Here is a 19630-nt window from a genome sequence, read left to right as displayed (position 1 = left end):
CCCACCGGGCTGTTCGGACAGTCCGCTCGGTAAAACGCGTGTTGAGTGTTGAGGGAAGGCGTCGGCTCGATATGGCCCGCGACACCTTCAATTCGCCCCGGTGCGGGGCGAAGCCTTACGGCGAGTCTTGCGGGGCCTTACGGGGTCATAGGTGCTTCGAACGGCAGGGCGCCGCCGAAATCGCTGATACCCTGATACTTGACGTGCGCGTTGGCGGGAACCGTCTTCAGGTTCTTGATCGGGAACTGCGCGGTGCCGCGCGGCTCGACCATCCCGCCAATGTCGTTCGTATAGGTCTGGCCTGCACCCACCACGTCGATCTTGCTGAACGACACGTAGTACGCCGTCGGGTTCGTCGCCTTCACGTCGTAGCCCTTGCTGTCGGCTGACGGTACAAGCTTCCAGGTCACCTTTCCGGCCGCTTCGTCGGCCGTGCCGGGCAAGCCCTTCGGACGCGCAAACACCTTGATGCGGGTGCGGAACGCAAACTGCAGCGTGTTGGACTCGGTGCTCTTCGCGGTCTTGGGCGGCACGTCGAGCACGTTCAGCCAGAATACCGACTCGCGGTCCTGCGGCAGCGCATCACCCGTGTACATCATGCGCAGCGTCTGCGATTTGTTGGCATCCATGCGAAAGATCGGCGGCGTCAGCACGAACGGCGCGCTCGCTTCACTCGGCTTGGCGTCCGCATTGCCCTTGTCCATCCACACCTGCACCAGCGACGGTTCAGCGCGATTGTTGGTCAGCTTGACCGTCACCTCACGATTTTCAAGGGGATACACCACCCGCGTGCCGCTCACGGTCACGCTCGCGCCCGCACTGCTGGCCAAGAGGGCTGCGACCAGACCCAAACCACATGCAATTCGACTAATGGACTTCATGATTGATGTTTCTCCGTGAAAAACGTATCTCGAAATTTCGGTAAAAAAACAGGCATCTGCACCCCGCAGATGCCTGCTGATACGGCTTATTGGTAGTCGACCGTGTACTGGACCGAGGTATTGACCGGGCCGGCTGTGGCCTTGCCGGTGGCGTAGTACTCAGCGAAGTACTGCAGGTTCGCGGCACCCGACACGATCGCCGCGCCGTTGCCTGCCAGGTCGTTGTTTGCGCCTGTGACCACGTTGATGGGCAGACGCGATGCGTTGAGCAAACGAACCTGAACGTTCTGCGCACCGGCCGGTGCCTGGTTCGTCAGATAACCGGTGCTCTGGTCGATCGTCGGGCCGTTTTCGAAACGGGCGACTGCCTTCGTTTCGGTCGAGCAGCCGCTCAGCGCAAAGGTCAGATCGGTCGCGCCTGTCGTACCGGCCGTTGCGCCTGGGGCACCCAGCGTGCTGTCCGTCACCGTCGGCAACGTGACGTTCTTGTCAGCGGCGCCAGCCGCTTTTGCATCGATCGAGCAAGTCGTATCGGTCACGGCGCCCGTGAAAGTGATCGTGCCGTCAGCAGCGCTTGCACCGGTTGAAGCGAGCGCCAGGGTGGCCAAGGTTGCAGCAGCAGCGAGGGTAGAGATGAAGGATTTCATGAACGTTTCCAATAGAGAAATGAATGTGGGTTTGTAGACACTTACAGCGCTTAGGACTACTTCGTCCCACGATGCTGAGCGCGCAGTGCGAGCCACCTGTTTTTTCATCGTCTGGATTCGTGTGGGAGGCGATGAACCGGTTCGTCTGCGAGTGAATGAATATTAAGACCGGGCACCTCAGATGACCCTCGGAACTCTCCGAAAGAATTAGGACAAAACTGAGAATTCCTAAAAACGAAATGGAGAGTGTGTGAGGGAGGCGATGCGCGTTTCTGAAAGCAAAAAGGCGTCCGCAATGCGGACGCCTTTTTGAGGTGAGACTTTTCGGGAGGCTGTGCTTAGCCGGTGGCGTGGCTCGTTATGACGAACTGCTCGCGGCACGCAAGGTAAGGTTGCGTGTCTCGGGTGCCCATGCAATGGATACGATCATGCCGATCAACAGCACGCCGGCCAGGACCATCATCGTGTAGTGAAACCCGATTTCCGCGATACCCACCGGCAACAGGAACGTGCCGATCGCTGAACCAAGCCGACTGCATGCAATAGCCAGCCCGACACCCGACGCGCGTACTTCCGTCGGAAAGCATTCCGGCGGGAAGACGCCAACGAGATTGCTGAACGCCGACATGGTCAGGGTGAAGACAGCGAACGCAACAATCATGGCGAGCGTGGCGGACGACGGCAGCAAACTCATGGCCACGAGCATCGCGCAGGTCACGGCAAACGATCCGATCAGGAAGTGTCGACGCGGTAATTTGATCGTCAGCCAGATTCCCAGCACCGCGCCGATCACGAGCACGGCATTGAGCAACAGGTCCGCACCGAAACCGTTGCTCAGCCCGATCACCTTCAGAATACCCGGCAGGAACGTGTAGATGGCGAAGTACGGAATGACCAGACAGACGAAGAAACCGCAATTAAACAGCGTCCGGCGGATCAGGTCTGGCTGAAACAGCCGCCCGTAGCCTTGTTTCGTATGGATGCCGGCAATTGCATCCTCCGCGTCGAGTATCACGTCTGGACCGAAATGCTTGCGCACGATGTCGTGCGCCTCCTTCGCCCGTCCCTGGCCCAGCAGCCAACGCGGCGACTCCGGCGTACCGATACGCAACAGCAGCACGATGAACGCAGGAAGACTCGCGGAGGCAAGAAGCCAGCGCCACGCGTCCGGTGATGCGTCTCCATAGGACATGCCGAGCACATTCGCCACGACATAACCGATTGTCCACACCACACTGAACGAGCCGAGTAATGCACCACGATGCTTGCGTGGCGAAAACTCAGCGAGAATGGCATGACCGACCGTGAAGTCACCCCCCATTCCAAAGCCGATCAACACCCGCAACGCGAAGAGCTCCATAGGTGAGGTAGCGAAGAATTGCAGGAACGCCGCTACTGTGATGATGACAAAACTACTGAGAAAAATGCGCTGGCGACCGAGTCGATCCGACAGCCGGCCAAATACCAGGCTGCCAAGGAAAATCCCGATCAAAGCGGAACTGCCAATTGCTCCCATCCAGAATGAATCGAGTGGCATCTGCCGGTTCATCGATGCCAGCGCGTATCCCACCGTGCCGAGCGCATAACCCTCGGTGAAGTGCGCACCAAACGTCAGGCCCGCAATTTTCATGTGAAACCGGTTTAACGGAATGTCGTCGAGTAACACCGGTTTCGGCGTCTGCGGCGCTTGCGTACGGACAGGCGTTGTGCCCGCATGAGGCGGCGGACTGATCGGGAATGCACTGCTTGACGTGTCCTGATGACTCACTGCGTCTCCTTACCTATATGTTCTTCAATTGCGCTGATGCCGGCTATGCGCGGGCGGCGACGCTGCCTGGTGCATAGCCGGCACCTTTCGGCGTTCAGCGGTCAATGCCCATCAGGCCGCTGATCATCATGTACTTCATTTCCATGTATTCATCGAGGCCATACTTCGATCCCTCACGGCCAAGGCCTGACTGCTTGACGCCTCCAAACGGCGCCACCTCCGTCGATATGATTCCTTCGTTGATACCCACCATGCCCGTCTCGAGTGCGTCGGCCACCCGCCACGCGCGGCCCAGGTCGCGCGTGTAGAAATACGCGGCAAGTCCGAACGGAGTGTCGTTGGCAAGCGTGATCGCTTCCGCCTCCGTCTCGAAGCGGAAACAAGCCGCCACCGGTCCAAACGTTTCTTCCTGAGCGATCAACATGGTGCGGTTCGCGTGAGCGAGCACCGTCGGTTCGTAGAACGTCCCACCCAGCGCATGTGGGCGTCCGCCGGTCAGTACTGTCGCGCCCTTGCTCAACGCGTCCTGGACATGATCGCCGACCTTCCTGAATGCGGCCTCGTTGATAAGCGGCCCCTGATCGACTTCCTGCTCGAGCGCGTCCCCTACCCGAAGCTTGCGTACTGCCTCGGTCAGGCGTTGAGTGAATGCGGCGTACACGCCCGCCTGCACGAAAAACCGGTTCACGCAAACGCAGGTCTGGCCCGTGTTGCGGAACTTCGATGCCATCGCGCCTTGTACTGCAGCGTCGAGATCGGCGTCGTCGAACACAATGAACGGCGCATTACCCCCGAGTTCCAGAGAGAGTTTCTTTAACGTGTCGGCGGATTGCGCGGCGAGCAGCTTGCCTACACGCGTCGATCCGGTGAATGACAACTTGCGGACCGCGGGCGATGCGGTCAACGTCGCGCCAATCGCAACAGCGTCTCCGGATACGACGTTGAACACGCCTGCCGGGATGCCGGCTTGCGCCGCGAGCACAGCGAGTGCCAACGCGCTCAACGGCGTTTCCTCGGACGGCTTCAGCACCATCGTGCAACCAGCCGCCAACGCGGGGCCTGCCTTGCGCGTGATCATGGCAAGCGGGAAGTTCCAGGGCGTGATGGCGGCGACCACGCCGACCGGCTCACGCGTCACGATAATCTTCGAGCCGGGTTTCGAACTCGGGATCACATCTCCGTAGCTGCGTTTCGCTTCTTCGGCAAACCATTCGAGGAAGCTTGCGGCGTAGGCCACTTCGCCTTTTGCTTCCGCGAGCGGCTTGCCTTGCTCACGCGTCAGCAGTTCGGCGAGCGCATCGCGATGCTCCAGCATCAGTTCACCCCAGCGCCTGATGCGCGTCCCACGCTCTTTCGCGGTGAGTGAGCGCCAAACGGGAAACGCGATCTCCGCAGCGCGGATGGCTTGGTGCGTTTGCGCTACGCCGGCCTTCGCGATATGTGCGATCACTTCTCCCGTAGCTGGATTGCGGACGGCGTAAGTCTCCGCGCTTTTGTGCCAGGCGCCATCGATGTAATGCTCTTTGCGAAGCAGATTCATGCGGCGTCCTTCATCGGTTGAACGAATTCACCTTGTGGCGCGCGAGATTCGCGTGCGGTACGACGCCCGGCCGTGTAGTCATTGATGACATCGCATGGCGTGTAGTTGCGCTCGAGTTCGTACAGTTCGTCCGCGTCCAGGTGGGTGCCGAGCGCACTGAGCGCGCTATCGAACTGGGCAGGTGAATCCGCACCGACCAGCATGCTGGCGACGCCATCGCGCTGGAGCACCCACGCCTGCGCGATCTGCGCCGCGCTCACGCCACGCCGTTTCGCCACGCGCGCCACCGACGCCGCAATCTCCCGTGACGCCGCGTCGCCGTACATTTGCGACGTGAAGAAGTCGGTCTGGTTGCGCGTGGACGCGGGGTCGCACGTCAGGAGACCGCGCGCCAGCGGGCTGAAGACGGACACGCCCAATCCCTGGTCGGCGCAATACGGCATCATTTCTCGCTCTTCCTCGCGGTATGCAAGATTCAACTGCAACTGCATGTTGATAGGCTTGTGCCAGCCATGCCGCTCGCAGATCTGGACAATCTTCGCCAGTTGCCACGTGTACATGGTCGATACCCCGATATAACGCGCCTTGCCCGAACGGACGATGTCGTTCAGCGCGCCCATGGTTTCCTCCACGGGCGTGGCGGTATCGAAGTAATGCAGCATGTAGATGTCGACATAGTCCATGCCCAGCCTCCGCAACGATGCGTCGATACCGTCGAGCACGTGTTTGCGCGAATGACCACCGGCGTTCTGATACAAACCCATGTCATAGCCGACCTTGGTCGTCACCACGATTTCCTCGCGCCGCGCAAGACGTCCGAGAATGCGGCCGACGACCTCCTCTCCAACGCCGGCCGAATAGAAATCCGCCAGGTCGATGAAGTTCACCCCGGCCTCCAGCGCGTGGCGGACGATGGGTTCACTCTTTTGTTCGTCGAAAATCCAGGGCTTCCATTGCGGGGTGCCCATATTCATGGTGCCGAGACACAGGCGCGATACTTTCAGGCCTGACTGGCCAAGACGGACAAATTCCATTCTTCGAGTCTCCATGACGCGTGGCGACGGTTGCCGACGCACGGCACCGGCACGCTGATTTTCAGAGGGCTGCCTGCATTAGAAGGCTGCCTGCATTAGAGGGCTGCCTGCGGCAAGCGGGGTGTGTAGAACGGATTCGATACTTCACGCGCGGCCGCGAACACGTCTTCCTTCGACGGCAAGCCGAGCATGGCGGCCTTGAGAGCGTTTTTCGTCGCACGGTAGTTGTTGCGAAAAACGGCGTCGAGATCGTCGGTAGACGGGTTCACCCAGTTCGCCGTTACCACCACCCAATCGTTTTCCGCTTCAGGCGGCAATGTGCCGTCTTCGAGCGATTCAGCGACGGCCTTCGCAATGCCTGCCTGCGACGCCCCCCAGGTTGCGTTGCCGTGAAATTCACCGGCAATGGGGGCCTTGTTGACATACAGCGTGAGCGGTTTGGTCGGCACCCCAGGTTGCGCAATGACGACAAACGGCGCGTGGCCGGCCGAAGGCGTAGCAAGTGCGGTGGCGAACGCTTGGCCCGCGGGGCCGTTGCGCGGCCCGACGAGCACGTTGATGTGAGCGAGATTGACGCCCGGGCCATCAAAGCCCTCGCCAATATGGAGGGTGCGGCCGGTTTGGGGTGTTGGCATGGTGGCTTCCGTTCATGGAGTGGATCGATGAACAGATTGTGCGAGCGCACGTCGATGAGGAGGAATCGACGATTCGTGCGGATGGGTATGAGCGCCGCTCAGATCAGGGAATGCCCTGACTCGGGAACACGACGATCAGGACGAAGGCGACGTCATCGGCTGACGGCCTTCAGGCCTGCTTGCGTTTATCGTTCGGCGGGCGGGATCGCGCTGTAGCGATCGAAGAATGCGCGATGCGCTTGTTCATTCACGCCGGACGGGTGCACGTCGGTTGAGGCCGGCCGGTGCTCGAGCATGGCTTTCGGCCGAATCGGGCGGAGCTGGAAACCGCCGCCGCAATTGGGGCACACGTTGCTGAGCCGGGACAACACGCAGGCTTCGCAGAACGTGCATTCGAAGCTGCAGATCATCGCGTCGCGCGCGTCCGGCGGCAGCGCTTTTCCACAGCATTCACAAGAGGGACGCAAGGCAAGCATGATCGATATCTCCTTTTTTGCAGTTTAGGGTCGGAGTGCCCGCTTGCCTTGCCAATCTGCCCACGATTTACGTCAGCACGCCCCACATGACCAGCGTCAACGCGAGGCCGACTACCGAAACGATGGTTTGCAACACCGACCAGACGTAGACGGTCTGCTTCAACTGCAAGCCGAAATACTCGCGGATCATCCAGAAACCGGCGTCGTTGACATGGCAGAAAAACACCGAACCCGCGCCGATCGCCAACGCCAGCAGCGAGTTGTGAGTCGCGCTCAAGCCCGCCACGACCGGGGCGATGATCCCCGCGGTGGTCGTGGTCGCGACGGTCGCCGAGCCGGTCGCCTGCCGCAAGGCCACCGCGATCAGCCAGGCCAGCAGGATCAGCGGCATGTGCGAGCCGATGGCGATCTTGCCGATCGTCGTGCTGATGCCGGCGACAACCAGCGTTTGCTTAAGACCGCCCCCCGCACCGATGGTCAGCAGCAAAGCGCAGATCGGCGGCAGGCTTTTGCGCAGGATGCCGCCCACCCGGTCGCGCGGCATGCCGCGTGACCAGCCCAGCGCAACGATCGCGAAAAGAACGGTGAGTCCCAGGGCGATAAGCGGCTCACCGAGAAAATTGAGGGCATCGAAGAGAAAAGTTTCGGGCTGGATCGCCAGTTTCGCCACCGTTCGGCCAAGCATCAGGACGACAGGCAGAAGAATGGTCAGCAACGAGATGCCGAAGCTCGGCGCGTCGAGCGCTCCGTTTGCATCGACTTTCGATGAGAACAGCTTGCCCATTTCCTCCGGCTCCTCCACGTGCATGCGGCGCGACAGCCATATGCCATAGACCGGCCCGGCGAGAATCACGGCGGGAATGGCGATGATGAAACCCAGCCCCATCGTGATGCCAAGGTCCGCGTGCAGCGCGCTGACCGCAATCAGCGGGCCCGGGTGTGGCGGCAGCAGCGCGTGCAGCGTCGTCATGCCGGCCAGCGCGGGGATCGCGATACGCAGGATAGGTTGCTTCGAGCGGCGCGCCATGACGAAGATGATCGGCACCATCATGACGAGACCCACCTCGAAGAACAGCGGCAAGCCGATGATGATGGCCACCAGCGCCATCAGCCATGGCAACGTGCGCGGCGTGGAGTGATCGAGGATGGTGGAGACCAGCCGGTCCGCCGCGCCCGATTCCGCCATCAGCGCACCGAGCATGGCCCCGAGCGCGATGATGATGCCGACATCCCCCAGGATTCCGCCCGCCCCTTTGCTGAACGCGCTCGCGACGGCTTCCAGCGGCAAGTTCGCCGTGAAACCCGCGACAAAAGTGCCGACGAGAATTGAGAGAAACGGCGCAAGTTTCAGCGCGCTGATAAGAACGATGATTGACGCCAGACCGAGCGCGCATGCGATGAGAAGACGCGTGTCGTGGGTGGACCACGCGGCGAGAGTCGAGGTCAAATGCACTGAAATGCCCTTGGCTAAGTGGAGGGGGTGACTGGTTTGTCCGTTGCCCGCTTGTCCGCGACGGCCGGTATTGATAAATCAGGTCGCAGGCATCGCACGGTCGCCGGATTTTACGAGTGAATGCTTACAAAATACTTGGGGGTCTTTCGGGTCGTAGGGGTTTGGAGGTGATTTCTAGGGGGTGAGGACGGCGTTTGATTGGAGGTAGTCGATTTGGTCTCGTTCTCTCGTTCTTTAGCGTTTTTAGCGAATACGGGGACGGACGCGAATGCGTGCTTTACAACTTCAGCTCGTTGAATGGGTTAAGGGGTGCGCCTTACTCCTTACTCTTTGTTCGATTCGTTCCTCCGTTCTTTGCGTCTTGAAGTCCGTGGTCGATTAATAGCTTCATCGAAATGAGCTTTCCAAATTAGCGCGGTAGCTGCCGCATATGGCGTTTATCGCGTCTAATAATTCTAACTATTATAATTTCAATCTAAACCGGCGATTGTGGCGAGGATTATGACTGCGGTCGCCTGCACGGGGAAATACGCTTTTAACAAGCGGAGGTGCAGGTATAGCGAATTTCCATGGCGGCGGGGTCGGAAGTAGCGGCGAACAAGCGCCTGTAGATAAGGTTCCGGCCTGTGGATCATTCCAGACATTTCGAATTTGACCCAGCCGTTCAGAATCGGGATGCCCCCAAAGCCTCCAATTTGCACTCCGCCAATGTTCCGTTCCCACAACCGCCAATAGGGCATCTGCGCGGATCGGATGCGAATCGGGGCTGACTGATCAAGTTTTGTCCCGACTTCCGAGCCGGGCGCCTTCCGTCCCTTGGACAGCTACCTCAGAATTAGCCGCACGTGGACTTTATGCGCATAAAGCTCCGCCTCCTTGACGAATTTTCTGGCCCCACCACGACTCGCCGTCGCTTTCTGCCAGGCGAGGTACTCATCGCGGCCGCAACGATTCCGGCACAAGCGAACGTCGATCGTCGTTGAGCGGGCCGACAGACTACGTACTGACGTCGCCGTGTGAGAGGCCATTGATCGAGTCCAATCGGCCTTCTGTAGCGAGCCCGCACTCTCACCCAAATGGCTCGAAGAGGCTGGTGGGGTTGCCGAAACATCCAAAGAACGGACCGAGGCCCAGCAGCCAAATCCAAGGTTTCCGACTCAATCCGACTCGAAACATGGCCGGAATTGTTGTCGTTGCCGCCCGAAAAGCTCATCCCGGCCAACGCGTGGCTTGAATCGGCAACAGTCGGATCGACGATTCTCGGCACGGTGATCGGCGGTGCGCTGGAATCGCATCAACTTCATTAGCGCACGGGCCAAATATCAAAAGCCCCTCAACCGCTTCGCAGGACGGGTCCATAGATTTCAATGCTGGACAACAGCATCGGCGCATAGCCAAGCAACTCCAGCGCGGGGACTTTATGCGCATAAACCCCACAGAAAATCGGCCAAACGGCCAACCCGATGAGTTAGCGCTAGAAAAATTGAGTTTTCAATGTAAAATTCGAAAAGCTAAATTTGGGAGCAAAACGTGGCAGCTGAAATCATTGCGATCACGCAGCAGAAGGGCGGAGTAGGAAAAAGCACGATAGCAATGCATCTAGGCGCGGCGTTTCACGAGAAAGGAAAGCGGGTGCTCGTCGTCGATGCGGACGGGCAAAATACCCTGGTCCACTGGGCCAGTGCTGCGGCCGACGAGGCCAGCGGCATCCCGTTTCCTATCGTGAACCTGTCCGAAGCAGGGGCCCAGATTCATCGAGAGATCAAGAAATTCGTCAACGACTACGACATCATCGTCGTTGATTGCCCGCCCTCAATTACGGAAAAAGTATCGGGCGTCGTCCTTCTCGCTGCGACGGTTGCCATTGTCCCGACATCGTCGTCACCTGCTGACTATTGGTCCAGCGTGGGCCTCGTCAAACTCATTCAGCAAGCACAGGTCATGAATGAAGATCTGCGCGCAGTGTTTCTCCTCAACAAAACCGAGGAGAAACGTATGCTGACGCGCGAGCTGAAGCGTGCGCTGGAAGAATTGGGGTTCCCTCTGCTGAAGACCCAGATTCCGACCCGCGAGTGCTACAAGCAGGCGATGGCGCTAGGCCAGACCGTACTTCAGATGAGCGACCGCGGCGCGCGACTGGCCGCCATTGAAATACGTGCGTGCGCTGACGAAGTTCTCGCCATGCTTCCCTGACTTTATGCGCATAAAGGATCCCGAATGAAACCTACCCAGTTCGCAAAAGGCTTCAAAGCCCGGCCGGATACGACCAGCAGCGAAAAGCGCACGGCCCTTGATCGCATCAATGCTATCGACGAAATCGTCAATCAAGAGGCGGGGAATGACAAGCAGGTCACCGGCCGCTCCAGCGCTTACACCGAAGATGAATTCCACGACGACCCAGCGGCGCAGGAGTCGGAAAACTTCCAGGTGTGGCGCCGGAAAAACAGGTACATACGCGGCCAGGTCATTGAGTTGCCGCTAAAGGCCATCAAGCCGAGCCCGTTCAACCCCAGGCATTTTTATCTGAAGGCGTCCATCGCGGAATTGGCCGTCAATCTGGCGAAGCAGGGCCAGCAGCAAGCCATTCACGTGATTCCCGATCACGAAAACCCGGGCACTTTCTTTGTTAGCGACGGTGGCCGCCGAGTACGGGCGCTGAAGGAAGCCAATAAAGAAACCGTGAAGGCGATTGTCATCGACCTTCCTATTGGCATCGAAAGCTACAAGCTGGGTTATGACCTAAACGTACAACGGGACTCGCAAACCGTCTTCGATAACGCCATCGTCTGGAAGCGTTTCCTCGATGAAAAGCACTTCCAGAGCCAGCGAGAACTCGCCGACCACCTGGGCCTCGACGAATCGACGATCGCCGTCGCTTTAGCTATCGCGAAGCTACCCGAGAACGTGATGCATGAGATGGTCGCCCGGCCGGATCGATTTGGTTCGAATATGGCTTATCAGGTCTCACGCTTTCATACGGCGCGCGGCGCAGATGCCACGCTGCGGTTGATCAACAAAATTGCATCGGATGATCTGAGCACCCGACAAGTCGCTGACATTGTGAAAGGCCGTGCAAGCGCACAAGAAACGCCCAAACCCGCAGGGCGTCAACGCTATGCGCAGCGGTTGGAAATCAAGCTGGACGGGCTTGCCGTGGGTGATCTCAAGACGTATGGAGACGACAGGCTCGAGTTGCGCTTACGTGGTTTGTCGAAAGACAAACGCGACGAAATTCTTCAACAGATAGAGAAGATGCTGCAAGCGGATACGGCAAAACGATGAAGCAACCTGGATAACGGCACACGAGAAAGCGAATAGGGGCATCAAGGGGGCACAAGCGCGACTTCTTCAGCTACCGGCCCTTGCTACCAACCCCTCTATCGGGGTTCTTACGCGGCACGACCCTGATTCAACGTGAATGCCAACAGATCGCCGTCGGTCGGTTCCCCCCAAGTCTTACGCGCAAGCCAGTCGAAAAACGAGGTTTCGCCCATTTTTGAATCGAGACCCCGCTTGCGCCAATCGTCACGCATGTGTGTGCCGAGCTCCGGCAACACATCTTCCTCAAAGGTCTGACGGGCCAGCTCCCGTTCAGACTCACCTTGTTCCTCGTATAACGAGCGTGCTTCCTTCCGGCGAAACACGGAATATTCGCTCAACAAACGCGCCTTCAGGTCGTCCGCTGGCGCTCCGTTGGTTTTCGCTGGGGCCGCTACTGCCGGCAATGCTTCGACCTGGGGCGCATATCCCTTCTTCAAAGCATCCTTGAAAAGCGCCGCCGCACTTCGTACCGGGGGCAGCGACGTGCTTCGCATTCTCTGCTCGGTCATTTGCAACGCCGAACGAATTCGGTTTTCCTCGCTGTCCGCGTAAAGCGTTTGCGCATCTTTCAGCGGAATCCCGATTTTCACCATGCGATCGACCAACGTACTGTCGAACACGTTCGGATGTTCATCGAGTGCAAGCATAGGCTGCTTGCGCTCGGTCACGCGAAACTGAATTTCAGCTACCCGCCGGCCTTCCCTGTGCTCGATCAACTCGACAAAGATATTGGTAACGGCATTGACTTCCGCGATCGCGGGCCGAAGATAGTCACGCTTGAAATATTTGTACTCGCGCTTGGCTTCGTCGCCCGCTTCGGTGTCGGGCGTTCCTGAGAGGATCGGCCGCCACCATTCCCAAGTCTCGCGCATGGTGAGATGGCTCGGATTCGTCAGATAGCGGACGCAGATTTCATACAGCGCAAGGCCCGCACTGCTGCGGAGCTGACTTTGAAACTGCAGACTCAGGCGCGCGTATTGCACCGGGTCGAGCAGCTTTTTCTTGATCTTTGGGGCGAAGGAAAACTCGACCCACACCCGGCGCGTAGCGGGGTCTTCGAGAATTTCGGCGTCTGCGATCAACGTCGATATGCCCCACTTACGCCCAGGCTTCAGACTCGACGTGCCTGTGCTCCACTCAACCTGCACCGACACCATGCGGCGCAAATGCTCTTTCACCAGCGCGGTATCGTTGGAATCGAACGCCGCATTCGCGACAATGTCCGATAAAAGCGCGCGATAAGTGTCCCCGGATTCGTCCGCCTGCTGAGCGACCGCCAGCAGCACGTTGAATAACTTGCGAGTCAAAAGCGTGATCTTGCCGCTTTTTGGCTGGATAGCGATGGCTTCGACGGCTTTTCGCAGCTCCGCCGAACTCGGACTCACTATGTCGGTCTTCTTCGCGCGTTTGGTTGCCATGCTGGAGTCAGGAGAATTTTGGGAAAGCATACTCATGACGGTGAAGCTCGTCTACAGGTGCGCACTCACCCTGTAGTGGTGAAGCGGATGTCACGCGCAAAACTCACTGAGGTGCGCTCCTGAAAACTCTCACCTTCACCGTCACGCCTCATCTCATTTATGCCCCGTGCCATGCGGGTAAACGGATTGAGCGCTTGCGGATTCAAATCGAACCGCTTCAAGCCTGATCCCGTATCTTCTCACCTGAAATTTTTTTACGCGCCCCTGTGGTTTTTACGAAATTTTCCCGGAAGGCGAAAATTCGTGAAAGCGCGGAGAAATTGCTGTAATCGTCGAGTTATCAAGGCTTTAACCCTCGATAGCACGCCAGATCCTCCGCAATTACTCCCGCAAAAGCTCACCTTTAACCTGCCGGGGAGCCCTATTCAGCCAAGTTGCAGCCTCAAAACAGGCTCCCAAACCTCGGATCCAGGCTCCCGCATAACCTCACCTTTAGACTTTCCCACGGTCGACGGCATCGATACTTGCTCCTCACTGGCCCCCGCAAACACTCACCTTTAGAGTCACAAACGGACGATTTTCTGGATTTCAGCACCGTCGGGGCTCTCTTGGCACCTAAATTCGGCCAAATGTAGTCCTGTAAAAGCTCACCTTTGCCATTTTTTCACGCGAAGGAGATAACTGCGAACAGCAGATTACCACTCCCGAAAATACTCACCTTTGCTGCAATGTGCGCGCACTCGGCTCACATAAAATTCTTTTAAATCATATACTTAATATAATATTGGTCGATAAGGTGTCTTCCGAGGAGGATCTTCATGCCTTAAGATCGCGATCATATTGTCCCGAAAAGCCTCACCTTTGGAGTTCGACAGAGCTGTCAGTACGATTCTCGACGAACCAAAAACTGCTCCCGAAAACTCTCACCTCCGGTCCGGTTTTGCAGAAATATCCCTTAAAACCAGTGGGATCGGCAAAGTAGGCAGGTCGAAATACCGCCGCGCAGTTCTCCCGTATTTCCTCACCGTTGCGGTTTGCGTGCCTCGCAAAGTGGGACTTCTGAGCAGCTCGCACCCGCATAGTCTCACCCTGGACTTGGTTTGACCCCTGTAAAACCTCACCTACAGGTAATAATTACCTTTTTTCTATTGGAATTTTCGTATTTTCTGTATCCTGCAAACGCTCACTGCAGAAATTGGCGGGTCGACGTGTGCTGTGCCGCCGCATATGGACGATAGCCGCGGCAGCCCCTGTATTTCCTCACCTTCCCAAAACACCCGCCTCCCGAACTCGCTCACGCTTGCTCCCGTGACTCCTCACGCTGGCCCCCGAACCTATACACCGATAGCCCCCGTGTTATCTCACCTACTATCCCGCAGACCCTCACCGACCCGCCCGGAAAGCCTTATCTGGTAAGGCTTTGCCGTGGCGTTAACGTTTTTAACTAGGGTTCAAAGGTGTTTACTTCTAATACTCTCAAGCAAGCGAGAGATCCAAGGAAGAGAATCGTGAAACAAAAACTCCGTGGAACATCTGCAGAAATGGTCAAGTCGGAAAAAGATGCTAGTAATCAATAGCTTGACGGATTAACCTCGACATGTTTCACGGATGCCACTGCGATCGATACGTGATATAGGCTATTTAGATAAAAAGAGAGTAGCTCCAAGCGTTAGCCCACGTGCTCAATCTAAATATGTAGCATTTGATACGTAAAGTATTATTATACGAACGAATTTGACTTGGAGCTTCGTATGAACGATGCAGAACGCCTTGCACTGCGGGCTGAACTCGCGACGATGCGGACCAACGGTGCCCGTCGACAAGATCTATCGCAGCATGCCTGCAAGCGGCTTTTCTTCGATTTCGGCATTCGCCCATCAACGGCCACGGTCAGAGATCTCACGCAAACCGGTAGCGCGAGCGATATCCCGAAGGATATCGACGCATTCTGGGCTCGGATCCGATCCGCGTCGCGCGTTCGGATCGAAAGTGGAGCGATTCCAGAAGGACTGCAGGAACGAGCCGGTGAATTGCTCGGGCAGCTTTTCCTGGAAGCGCAGGAATTTGCAATTCGATCGCTGGAAGATGAGCGCCATGCCGCAAAAGATGACGTCGATGCTGCGTTAAGCCGGCTTCGCGACGCAGAAGTACGTTGCGCGACGGTCGATGAGGCGCTTCACCGCAGCGAGGCACGCGCCGATACTGCGTTGGCACGCAATTCCGCGCTGGAGATCGAATTAGCATCCCTTCGTGGCCGCGAACTGGAGGCACAAAGCAGTTTGCAGGCGTCGATTCATCGGTTGGAACGGGAACACGCCGCGTTGACTCAGCGGCTCGAAACAGAGCAAACGGCTAACGCCGCGCTGCGCGATCGTGTGGATGCGTTGAACGGTGAACTGCGACACAACACCGAGCATTATGCGCAACAGATCAAGGATGCGATCAGCGAGGCCGAGCGGCGAGTGAAGCCGATGCTCGTGGAACTTGATTCTCTGCGTGGCATGGCGGCAACCTACCAGGCGGGAGTGCGTCAGGCAAGTCAGAAGGAATTCGATTTTATTCAACAACTTAGCATCGCCAAGGCACGCACGGATCGGCTAGAGCTGCGAATTCGCGAGCAATCGGACGAGATCGACGCGCTGGTCATCGAACGTGACGCGTTGCTCGGACAAAGCGGAATGAGTAAAAACGTCGCCCGGCTAATCTGCACGATGGTTGAGGAAGGACGGCTATCCGCACAGGAAATGGGGACGTTGGGAACGGACATCGATGGTTTTGTCGCAGTGCCGGCCTGCTGCCCCACGTGTGTCACCGGCGAGCCTGAACTTGCCCAGCACGATGATAAGTTTGAGTTGTCCTGTCCGGATTGCGATCGGTCGTCGGGCGCCGCGTCGTCACGGTTGCTCGCGGTAGCCCGATTTCACTCGCCGGAGATTGCCGAGGCCGGAGAACAAACCGAGAGGTGAGATTTTTCGGGAGCGGAACGCTACTCGAATTCGTGGCTTTCCTTGCCGCCGCTTTCTTGCGCCTCCGCCAAATCCCGCTCCCGTATTTCCTCACCGGTCCAGTTTTGCCATGCTCGATGCAGCCGGTGCGCCGAGATTTGTTGCTGGAAACCTAACCATTGCCCGACTCGCTCGGGCGCTGTGCCACTTTCGAACAAGTCGGCTGCGAAGGTATTGCGCAAGGTTTGCGGACTGGCGCGTGCCGTTCGTGAATCGGCAATGCCGGCGGCGTCGATCACGGCATCGATCGCGCGCAGCATGGTGGCCTTGTGCATCGGGCGTCCCGATGGCGCGGACGGGAACAGCAGGTTGCCGAGTAATCGCACTGTCTTGCGCTCGCTGATCCAATGGTCGAGTAACGCGATCGCAAACGGTGCGAGCCGGGTTTCTCGATTTAAAGGGGAGTTCGTAGCCTCGACAGCAAGCCATGGCTGATTCCATGAATAGCTACTAACGGTCAGCGCTGCTGCTTCACCCGTTTTTACCCCGCCGCCCAGGAATGCGCCTACCAGCGCACGATCGCGGCGCTCTCGCCAGCGCTGCCCCGCCGGCAGATCGCCGATTGGAGAAAAAAGATACCTGATCAGGGCCGCTCGTTCACCGTGGGCGAGAAATCCCGTTGGCTCGTTTTCGCGCGCATCTCGCCATGGAGCCTCGCCGTCCTGGGCGATAAAGCGAGCTGGGTTCGTCGATGCCATTTCGATTTTTCGGACATGGTCGAGTACCCGCTCGATAAGGCGCAGATAGCGAACGCGCTGTGGCTTTCGAATCTTTAGCTGGGTGACGAACTGTTCGATGGCAAGTCGATCAACCGTGCGGAGATCGATTCGTTTAACGCTCAGCCATTCGAGGAAGAGCCCCCATTGCGCCCGGTAGACATCCGCGGAAGACGCTTTGAACGCTTGATGCGCCATCCAGGAGTCGAACGCGCTACGCGGATCGGCGTACCAATTGGTCCGCTCATGATCGAAAATTTCGGGAGTTTCCGCAGGAGCGGCCATTGGCTTGATAATCCGTTAGTTGTAAAACGCATACGCTACAGGTTACGCGAATGCTGCCGACGATGTTGAGGTTCAGCTTTCATCCATGTGTCGGCTGCAAGTTCAAAGCCGTATTGCCAGGCGCTCGCGGCGATGGGGATTTCATGACGGTGCGTGTTGACCCGCGCCAGTAACACAAGGAACTCTGGCGGCGGGCATTCTGGTTTGCTCGCGGCATGACATGCGACGCAACGTTTTTGGATCTGGCTACAAACTCGAATTGCGGTTGAAACAGTAACGGCCGCCGCTGGTTTCCCGGCGGCTATGCTTCCAATTCGCGCACCCTCGAGTTCATATCTCAATGGACCACGGCTTTTGCCAGTTCAGGGTGTCCAGCACGGGCGGCGCAGTCGTAGGCATCGACGGCAAATACAAACACCGGCGGTAAAGCATTCGATGCCCCGAGATCGACGAGATCATCCGTTTCGGGAAAAGCCATGTCGTCCGGGCGCGCAAAGAGCGCGCGGAGTGCGGACTCATGTCGGCCTGCAAAACCGAGATCGGCGAGCGCTTCCGCTTCAATGGCGAGCAGTAACCGCCAAGTCAAAGGAACACCTTGCACAATGTAGCGCTCCGCTATATCGCGCGTAATCCGCTCAAGGTCGCGCACTGTACGTGCGAATTCGGGGGTGTCCATACGATCTTCGTCGAAGTCCATTGTGTTCTCCTCCATTCATGCCATTGCGCCAAGATGTGTACTGTACAAACATACAGTGTTTATCGCAATGTTCCTCTAGCGTCGCGCTGAGTGCTCCGCGCGTATGTGCGATTCCGCCTACGTGGGAATCAGACGTGTGCGGCTGTTCTGCGGCGTTCGAAATCGCCATTCTGATTACACGTTCAGGGCGCTTTCCCTGACATGACGCCGCGAATCTCAGGAGATCGGGATTTCGCGCTTCGATACGAAAGGAGATCAAGATGAACAAGGATCAGAAAGACGGTGTGGTGAATCAGGCCAAGGGCAAAGTCAACGAGGCGGTCGGCAAGGTAACTGGCAACAAGAGCCAGGAAGCAAAGGGCGACATGCAACAGGCAGCCGGTAAGGTGCAAAAAGGCGTCGGCGATGCACGCGAAGACGTAAAGGACGCGTTCAAAAAACCTTGATGGATCACTTCAGGCAGTGGCGGGTAGCTGGTCGCTCGACGCACTAGCAACTGCCGCCTTTAAAAGTGATTGGCCGTTCTAAAGCGATTTGGAACGGCTTCTTTTTGTTTACTTCGTCACGATGACCGTTGCGCACGCCAGGACTGACCGTTATCGACAGGCGGCTTGCTGAATTCTCCATCAGCTTGGGGACCATCCGGCCAAGCTTGGATGGCTTACCTAGCTTCTTGTACTAATCGGGTTGGAAAGCTGAACTTTGCGTAAGCGCCGGTTTTTGAAGCTAAGCGCTTTTGCCTGCTGGGTCCCCTCCTTGATGCGCAGCCGGAAAACTTTATGCGCATCAAGTTCCGGCCGCCGTTGGCACCTGCCGCGCCGAATCCATGTGACTCGGTATCGCGCTAATTGGAAACGACTAATCTCCCGTCCCATCAGCCAACACCCTGTGGGCCATCTAGCGTCGCAAACTACAAACCGACAAAAGAATAGGGTCCAGCTATCAAGTCATTAACAAGCCGGAAGATTTCAGTTAAATATCAAACCCACACGCGATCTGAATTCCCGAAATCTCGTTCCCCAATTTCACACAAATGCCCACGACGTTCATGTAAAGTTTCGCTCGAACTTCATATAAAAAGGCGTGGTCGGCGAGACCGCGGCGGCAGAACGCACAGGTTTGAGCCGAATGAAAACGTCAGCAACCGTCTCAAAAAAGATTCGTGTCCCCCTACTGCTGGCGGCCCTGATGGCATTAGGTGCGACATCGAACGTCTCGGCAGCCGAAGTTTGCAATGACGGCTTATGGGCCGACGCGATGATCGGTTCATATCACGTTCATCCCAAAAAACACTTTGATCAATTCAACCCCGGCATTGGTGTTGAATGCTGGATTGCCCCACAGTGGGCGCTGGCGGGCGGGTACTTCAGAAACTCGCTGACGGCGCCTTCGTTTTATGGCGGCGGCGTTTGGGCGCCGGAATTCGCACATTGGGGATACATCCGACTGGCCGCAATGGGCGGCTTGATATCGGGATACGACTACGGCAAATGGGGTATCGGCCACGATCACAAACTCGGTCCGGTCCTCGCGCCGCTCATCATGGCGGAGTACGGTCGTATTGGCGCGAACATCATCCTGATTCCGCCGATCCCCTCTAGCGATTTGCCCTTCACGCTGGGGTTTCAGCTACGAGTCAGGTTTTGGTGACAACTCCCCGGGGCGTTGAAACGCTAGTCGTGCTTCATTCGAGATTGCACGGAAAAGGCGAATCGTAGACGGGTCGCGTAGTTTGTTCTCAAGCGGCTCAAGGT

The 19630-nt window shown here is 57.6% G+C and carries 16 protein-coding genes; 5 read left to right on the top strand and 11 right to left on the bottom strand.

The features are described from left to right. Positions 1-137: 137 nt before the first annotated feature. The 8 genes from HB376_RS14440 to HB376_RS14405 all read right to left on the bottom strand — a co-directional run bounded on the left by HB376_RS14440 (position 138) and on the right by HB376_RS14405 (position 8434). A complete protein-coding gene (locus HB376_RS14440) occupies positions 138-881 on the bottom strand; it encodes a fimbria/pilus periplasmic chaperone (protein WP_213764336.1) in 744 nt (247 codons plus the stop codon). Positions 882-967: 86 nt separating this feature from the next. Beyond that, a complete protein-coding gene (locus tag HB376_RS14435) occupies positions 968-1528 on the bottom strand; it encodes a fimbrial protein (RefSeq protein ID WP_213764335.1) in 561 nt (186 codons plus the stop codon). Positions 1529-1886: 358 nt separating this feature from the next. Further along, positions 1887-3296 carry an MFS transporter gene (locus HB376_RS14430; protein WP_213764334.1) on the bottom strand — a complete coding sequence of 470 codons (1410 nt, stop codon included), beginning with the start codon at positions 3294-3296 and terminating at the stop codon, positions 1887-1889. Positions 3297-3390: 94 nt separating this feature from the next. After that, positions 3391-4836 carry an NAD-dependent succinate-semialdehyde dehydrogenase gene (locus tag HB376_RS14425; RefSeq protein ID WP_213764333.1) on the bottom strand — a complete coding sequence of 482 codons (1446 nt, stop codon included), beginning with the start codon at positions 4834-4836 and terminating at the stop codon, positions 3391-3393. Continuing rightward, a complete protein-coding gene (locus HB376_RS14420; protein WP_213764332.1) occupies positions 4833-5870 on the bottom strand; it encodes an aldo/keto reductase in 1038 nt (345 codons plus the stop codon). The genes HB376_RS14425 and HB376_RS14420 overlap by 4 nt, the downstream gene beginning before the upstream one ends. A 95-nt stretch (positions 5871-5965) precedes the next feature. After that, positions 5966-6505 carry a formaldehyde-activating enzyme gene (fae, locus tag HB376_RS14415; protein WP_213764331.1) on the bottom strand — a complete coding sequence of 180 codons (540 nt, stop codon included), beginning with the start codon at positions 6503-6505 and terminating at the stop codon, positions 5966-5968. 185 nt (positions 6506-6690) lie between these two features. After that, positions 6691-6981 (bottom strand): DUF1272 domain-containing protein, encoded by a 291-nt coding sequence (locus tag HB376_RS14410; protein ID WP_213764330.1) that lies wholly within the window; start codon positions 6979-6981, stop codon positions 6691-6693. 67 nt (positions 6982-7048) lie between these two features. Further along, the gene (locus HB376_RS14405) at positions 7049-8434 is read right to left on the bottom strand and encodes a gluconate:H+ symporter (RefSeq protein ID WP_213764329.1); all 1386 of its coding nucleotides are present in this window, start codon (positions 8432-8434) and stop codon (positions 7049-7051) included. A 1530-nt stretch (positions 8435-9964) separates the two neighbouring features. Between HB376_RS14405 and parA the strand changes: the two genes are divergently transcribed. Both parA and HB376_RS14395 read left to right on the top strand, forming a co-directional pair. Further along, positions 9965-10627, top strand: coding sequence for a ParA family partition ATPase (parA, locus tag HB376_RS14400; RefSeq protein WP_062085299.1), 663 nt, complete (start codon positions 9965-9967; stop codon positions 10625-10627). Between the two features lie 24 nt (positions 10628-10651). Further along, a complete protein-coding gene (locus HB376_RS14395) occupies positions 10652-11716 on the top strand; it encodes a ParB/RepB/Spo0J family partition protein (RefSeq protein WP_213764328.1) in 1065 nt (354 codons plus the stop codon). Between the two features lie 107 nt (positions 11717-11823). Here the strand turns inward: HB376_RS14395 and HB376_RS14390 are convergent, their stop codons facing one another. Beyond that, complete coding sequence (locus tag HB376_RS14390; protein ID WP_213764327.1) at positions 11824-13173, bottom strand: replication initiation protein; 1350 nt, start codon at positions 13171-13173, stop codon at positions 11824-11826. Positions 13174-14924: 1751 nt separating this feature from the next. Between HB376_RS14390 and HB376_RS14385 the strand changes: the two genes are divergently transcribed. Continuing rightward, on the top strand, positions 14925-16139 hold the full coding sequence (locus tag HB376_RS14385; protein WP_213764326.1) for a DNA-binding protein: 1215 nt from the start codon (positions 14925-14927) through the stop codon (positions 16137-16139). Positions 16140-16159: 20 nt separating this feature from the next. Here HB376_RS14385 and HB376_RS14380 read toward each other — a convergent pair whose 3' ends face one another. Continuing rightward, the gene (locus HB376_RS14380; protein WP_213764325.1) at positions 16160-17179 is read right to left on the bottom strand and encodes a site-specific integrase; all 1020 of its coding nucleotides are present in this window, start codon (positions 17177-17179) and stop codon (positions 16160-16162) included. Positions 17180-17516: 337 nt separating this feature from the next. Beyond that, positions 17517-17876 (bottom strand): DUF2471 family protein, encoded by a 360-nt coding sequence (locus HB376_RS14375; RefSeq protein ID WP_255631339.1) that lies wholly within the window; start codon positions 17874-17876, stop codon positions 17517-17519. Between the two features lie 260 nt (positions 17877-18136). On the opposite strand from HB376_RS14375, the gene HB376_RS14370 reads away from it, so the two are divergent. Further along, positions 18137-18322: a CsbD family protein gene (locus tag HB376_RS14370; RefSeq protein WP_213764324.1), complete on the top strand. Its 186-nt coding sequence runs from the start codon at positions 18137-18139 to the stop codon at positions 18320-18322. Between the two features lie 742 nt (positions 18323-19064). After that, positions 19065-19526: a hypothetical protein gene (locus HB376_RS14365; protein WP_255631349.1), complete on the top strand. Its 462-nt coding sequence runs from the start codon at positions 19065-19067 to the stop codon at positions 19524-19526. Positions 19527-19630: the final 104 nt, after the last annotated feature.

Origin of the sequence: Caballeronia sp. dw_19, assembly GCF_018449515.1 — a bacterium.
GTDB lineage: Bacteria > Pseudomonadota > Gammaproteobacteria > Burkholderiales > Burkholderiaceae > Caballeronia.
The sequence above is the reverse complement of the archived record's forward strand: the minus strand, read 5'-3'. Positions and strand labels throughout refer to the sequence as shown.

Bases quoted from the DNA above. Each gene is read 5' to 3' on its own strand.
- HB376_RS14440 (WP_213764336.1), bottom strand. From the start codon at position 881: ATGAAGTCCATTAGTCGAATTGCATGTGGTTTGGGTCTGGTCGCAGCC.
- HB376_RS14435 (WP_213764335.1), bottom strand. From the start codon at position 1,528: ATGAAATCCTTCATCTCTACCCTCGCTGCTGCTGCAACCTTGGCCACC.
- HB376_RS14425 (WP_213764333.1), bottom strand. From the start codon at position 4,836: ATGAATCTGCTTCGCAAAGAGCATTACATCGATGGCGCCTGGCACAAA.
- HB376_RS14420 (WP_213764332.1), bottom strand. From the start codon at position 5,870: ATGGAATTTGTCCGTCTTGGCCAGTCAGGCCTGAAAGTATCGCGCCTG.
- fae (WP_213764331.1), bottom strand. From the start codon at position 6,505: ATGCCAACACCCCAAACCGGCCGCACCCTCCATATTGGCGAGGGCTTT.
- HB376_RS14410 (WP_213764330.1), bottom strand. From the start codon at position 6,981: ATGCTTGCCTTGCGTCCCTCTTGTGAATGCTGTGGAAAAGCGCTGCCG.
- HB376_RS14395 (WP_213764328.1), top strand. From the start codon at position 10,652: ATGAAACCTACCCAGTTCGCAAAAGGCTTCAAAGCCCGGCCGGATACG.
- HB376_RS14390 (WP_213764327.1), bottom strand. From the start codon at position 13,173: ATGGCAACCAAACGCGCGAAGAAGACCGACATAGTGAGTCCGAGTTCG.
- HB376_RS14385 (WP_213764326.1), top strand. From the start codon at position 14,925: ATGAACGATGCAGAACGCCTTGCACTGCGGGCTGAACTCGCGACGATG.
- HB376_RS14380 (WP_213764325.1), bottom strand. From the start codon at position 17,179: ATGGCCGCTCCTGCGGAAACTCCCGAAATTTTCGATCATGAGCGGACC.
- HB376_RS14375 (WP_255631339.1), bottom strand. From the start codon at position 17,876: ATGGACTTCGACGAAGATCGTATGGACACCCCCGAATTCGCACGTACA.
- HB376_RS14370 (WP_213764324.1), top strand. From the start codon at position 18,137: ATGAACAAGGATCAGAAAGACGGTGTGGTGAATCAGGCCAAGGGCAAA.
- HB376_RS14365 (WP_255631349.1), top strand. From the start codon at position 19,065: ATGGCATTAGGTGCGACATCGAACGTCTCGGCAGCCGAAGTTTGCAAT.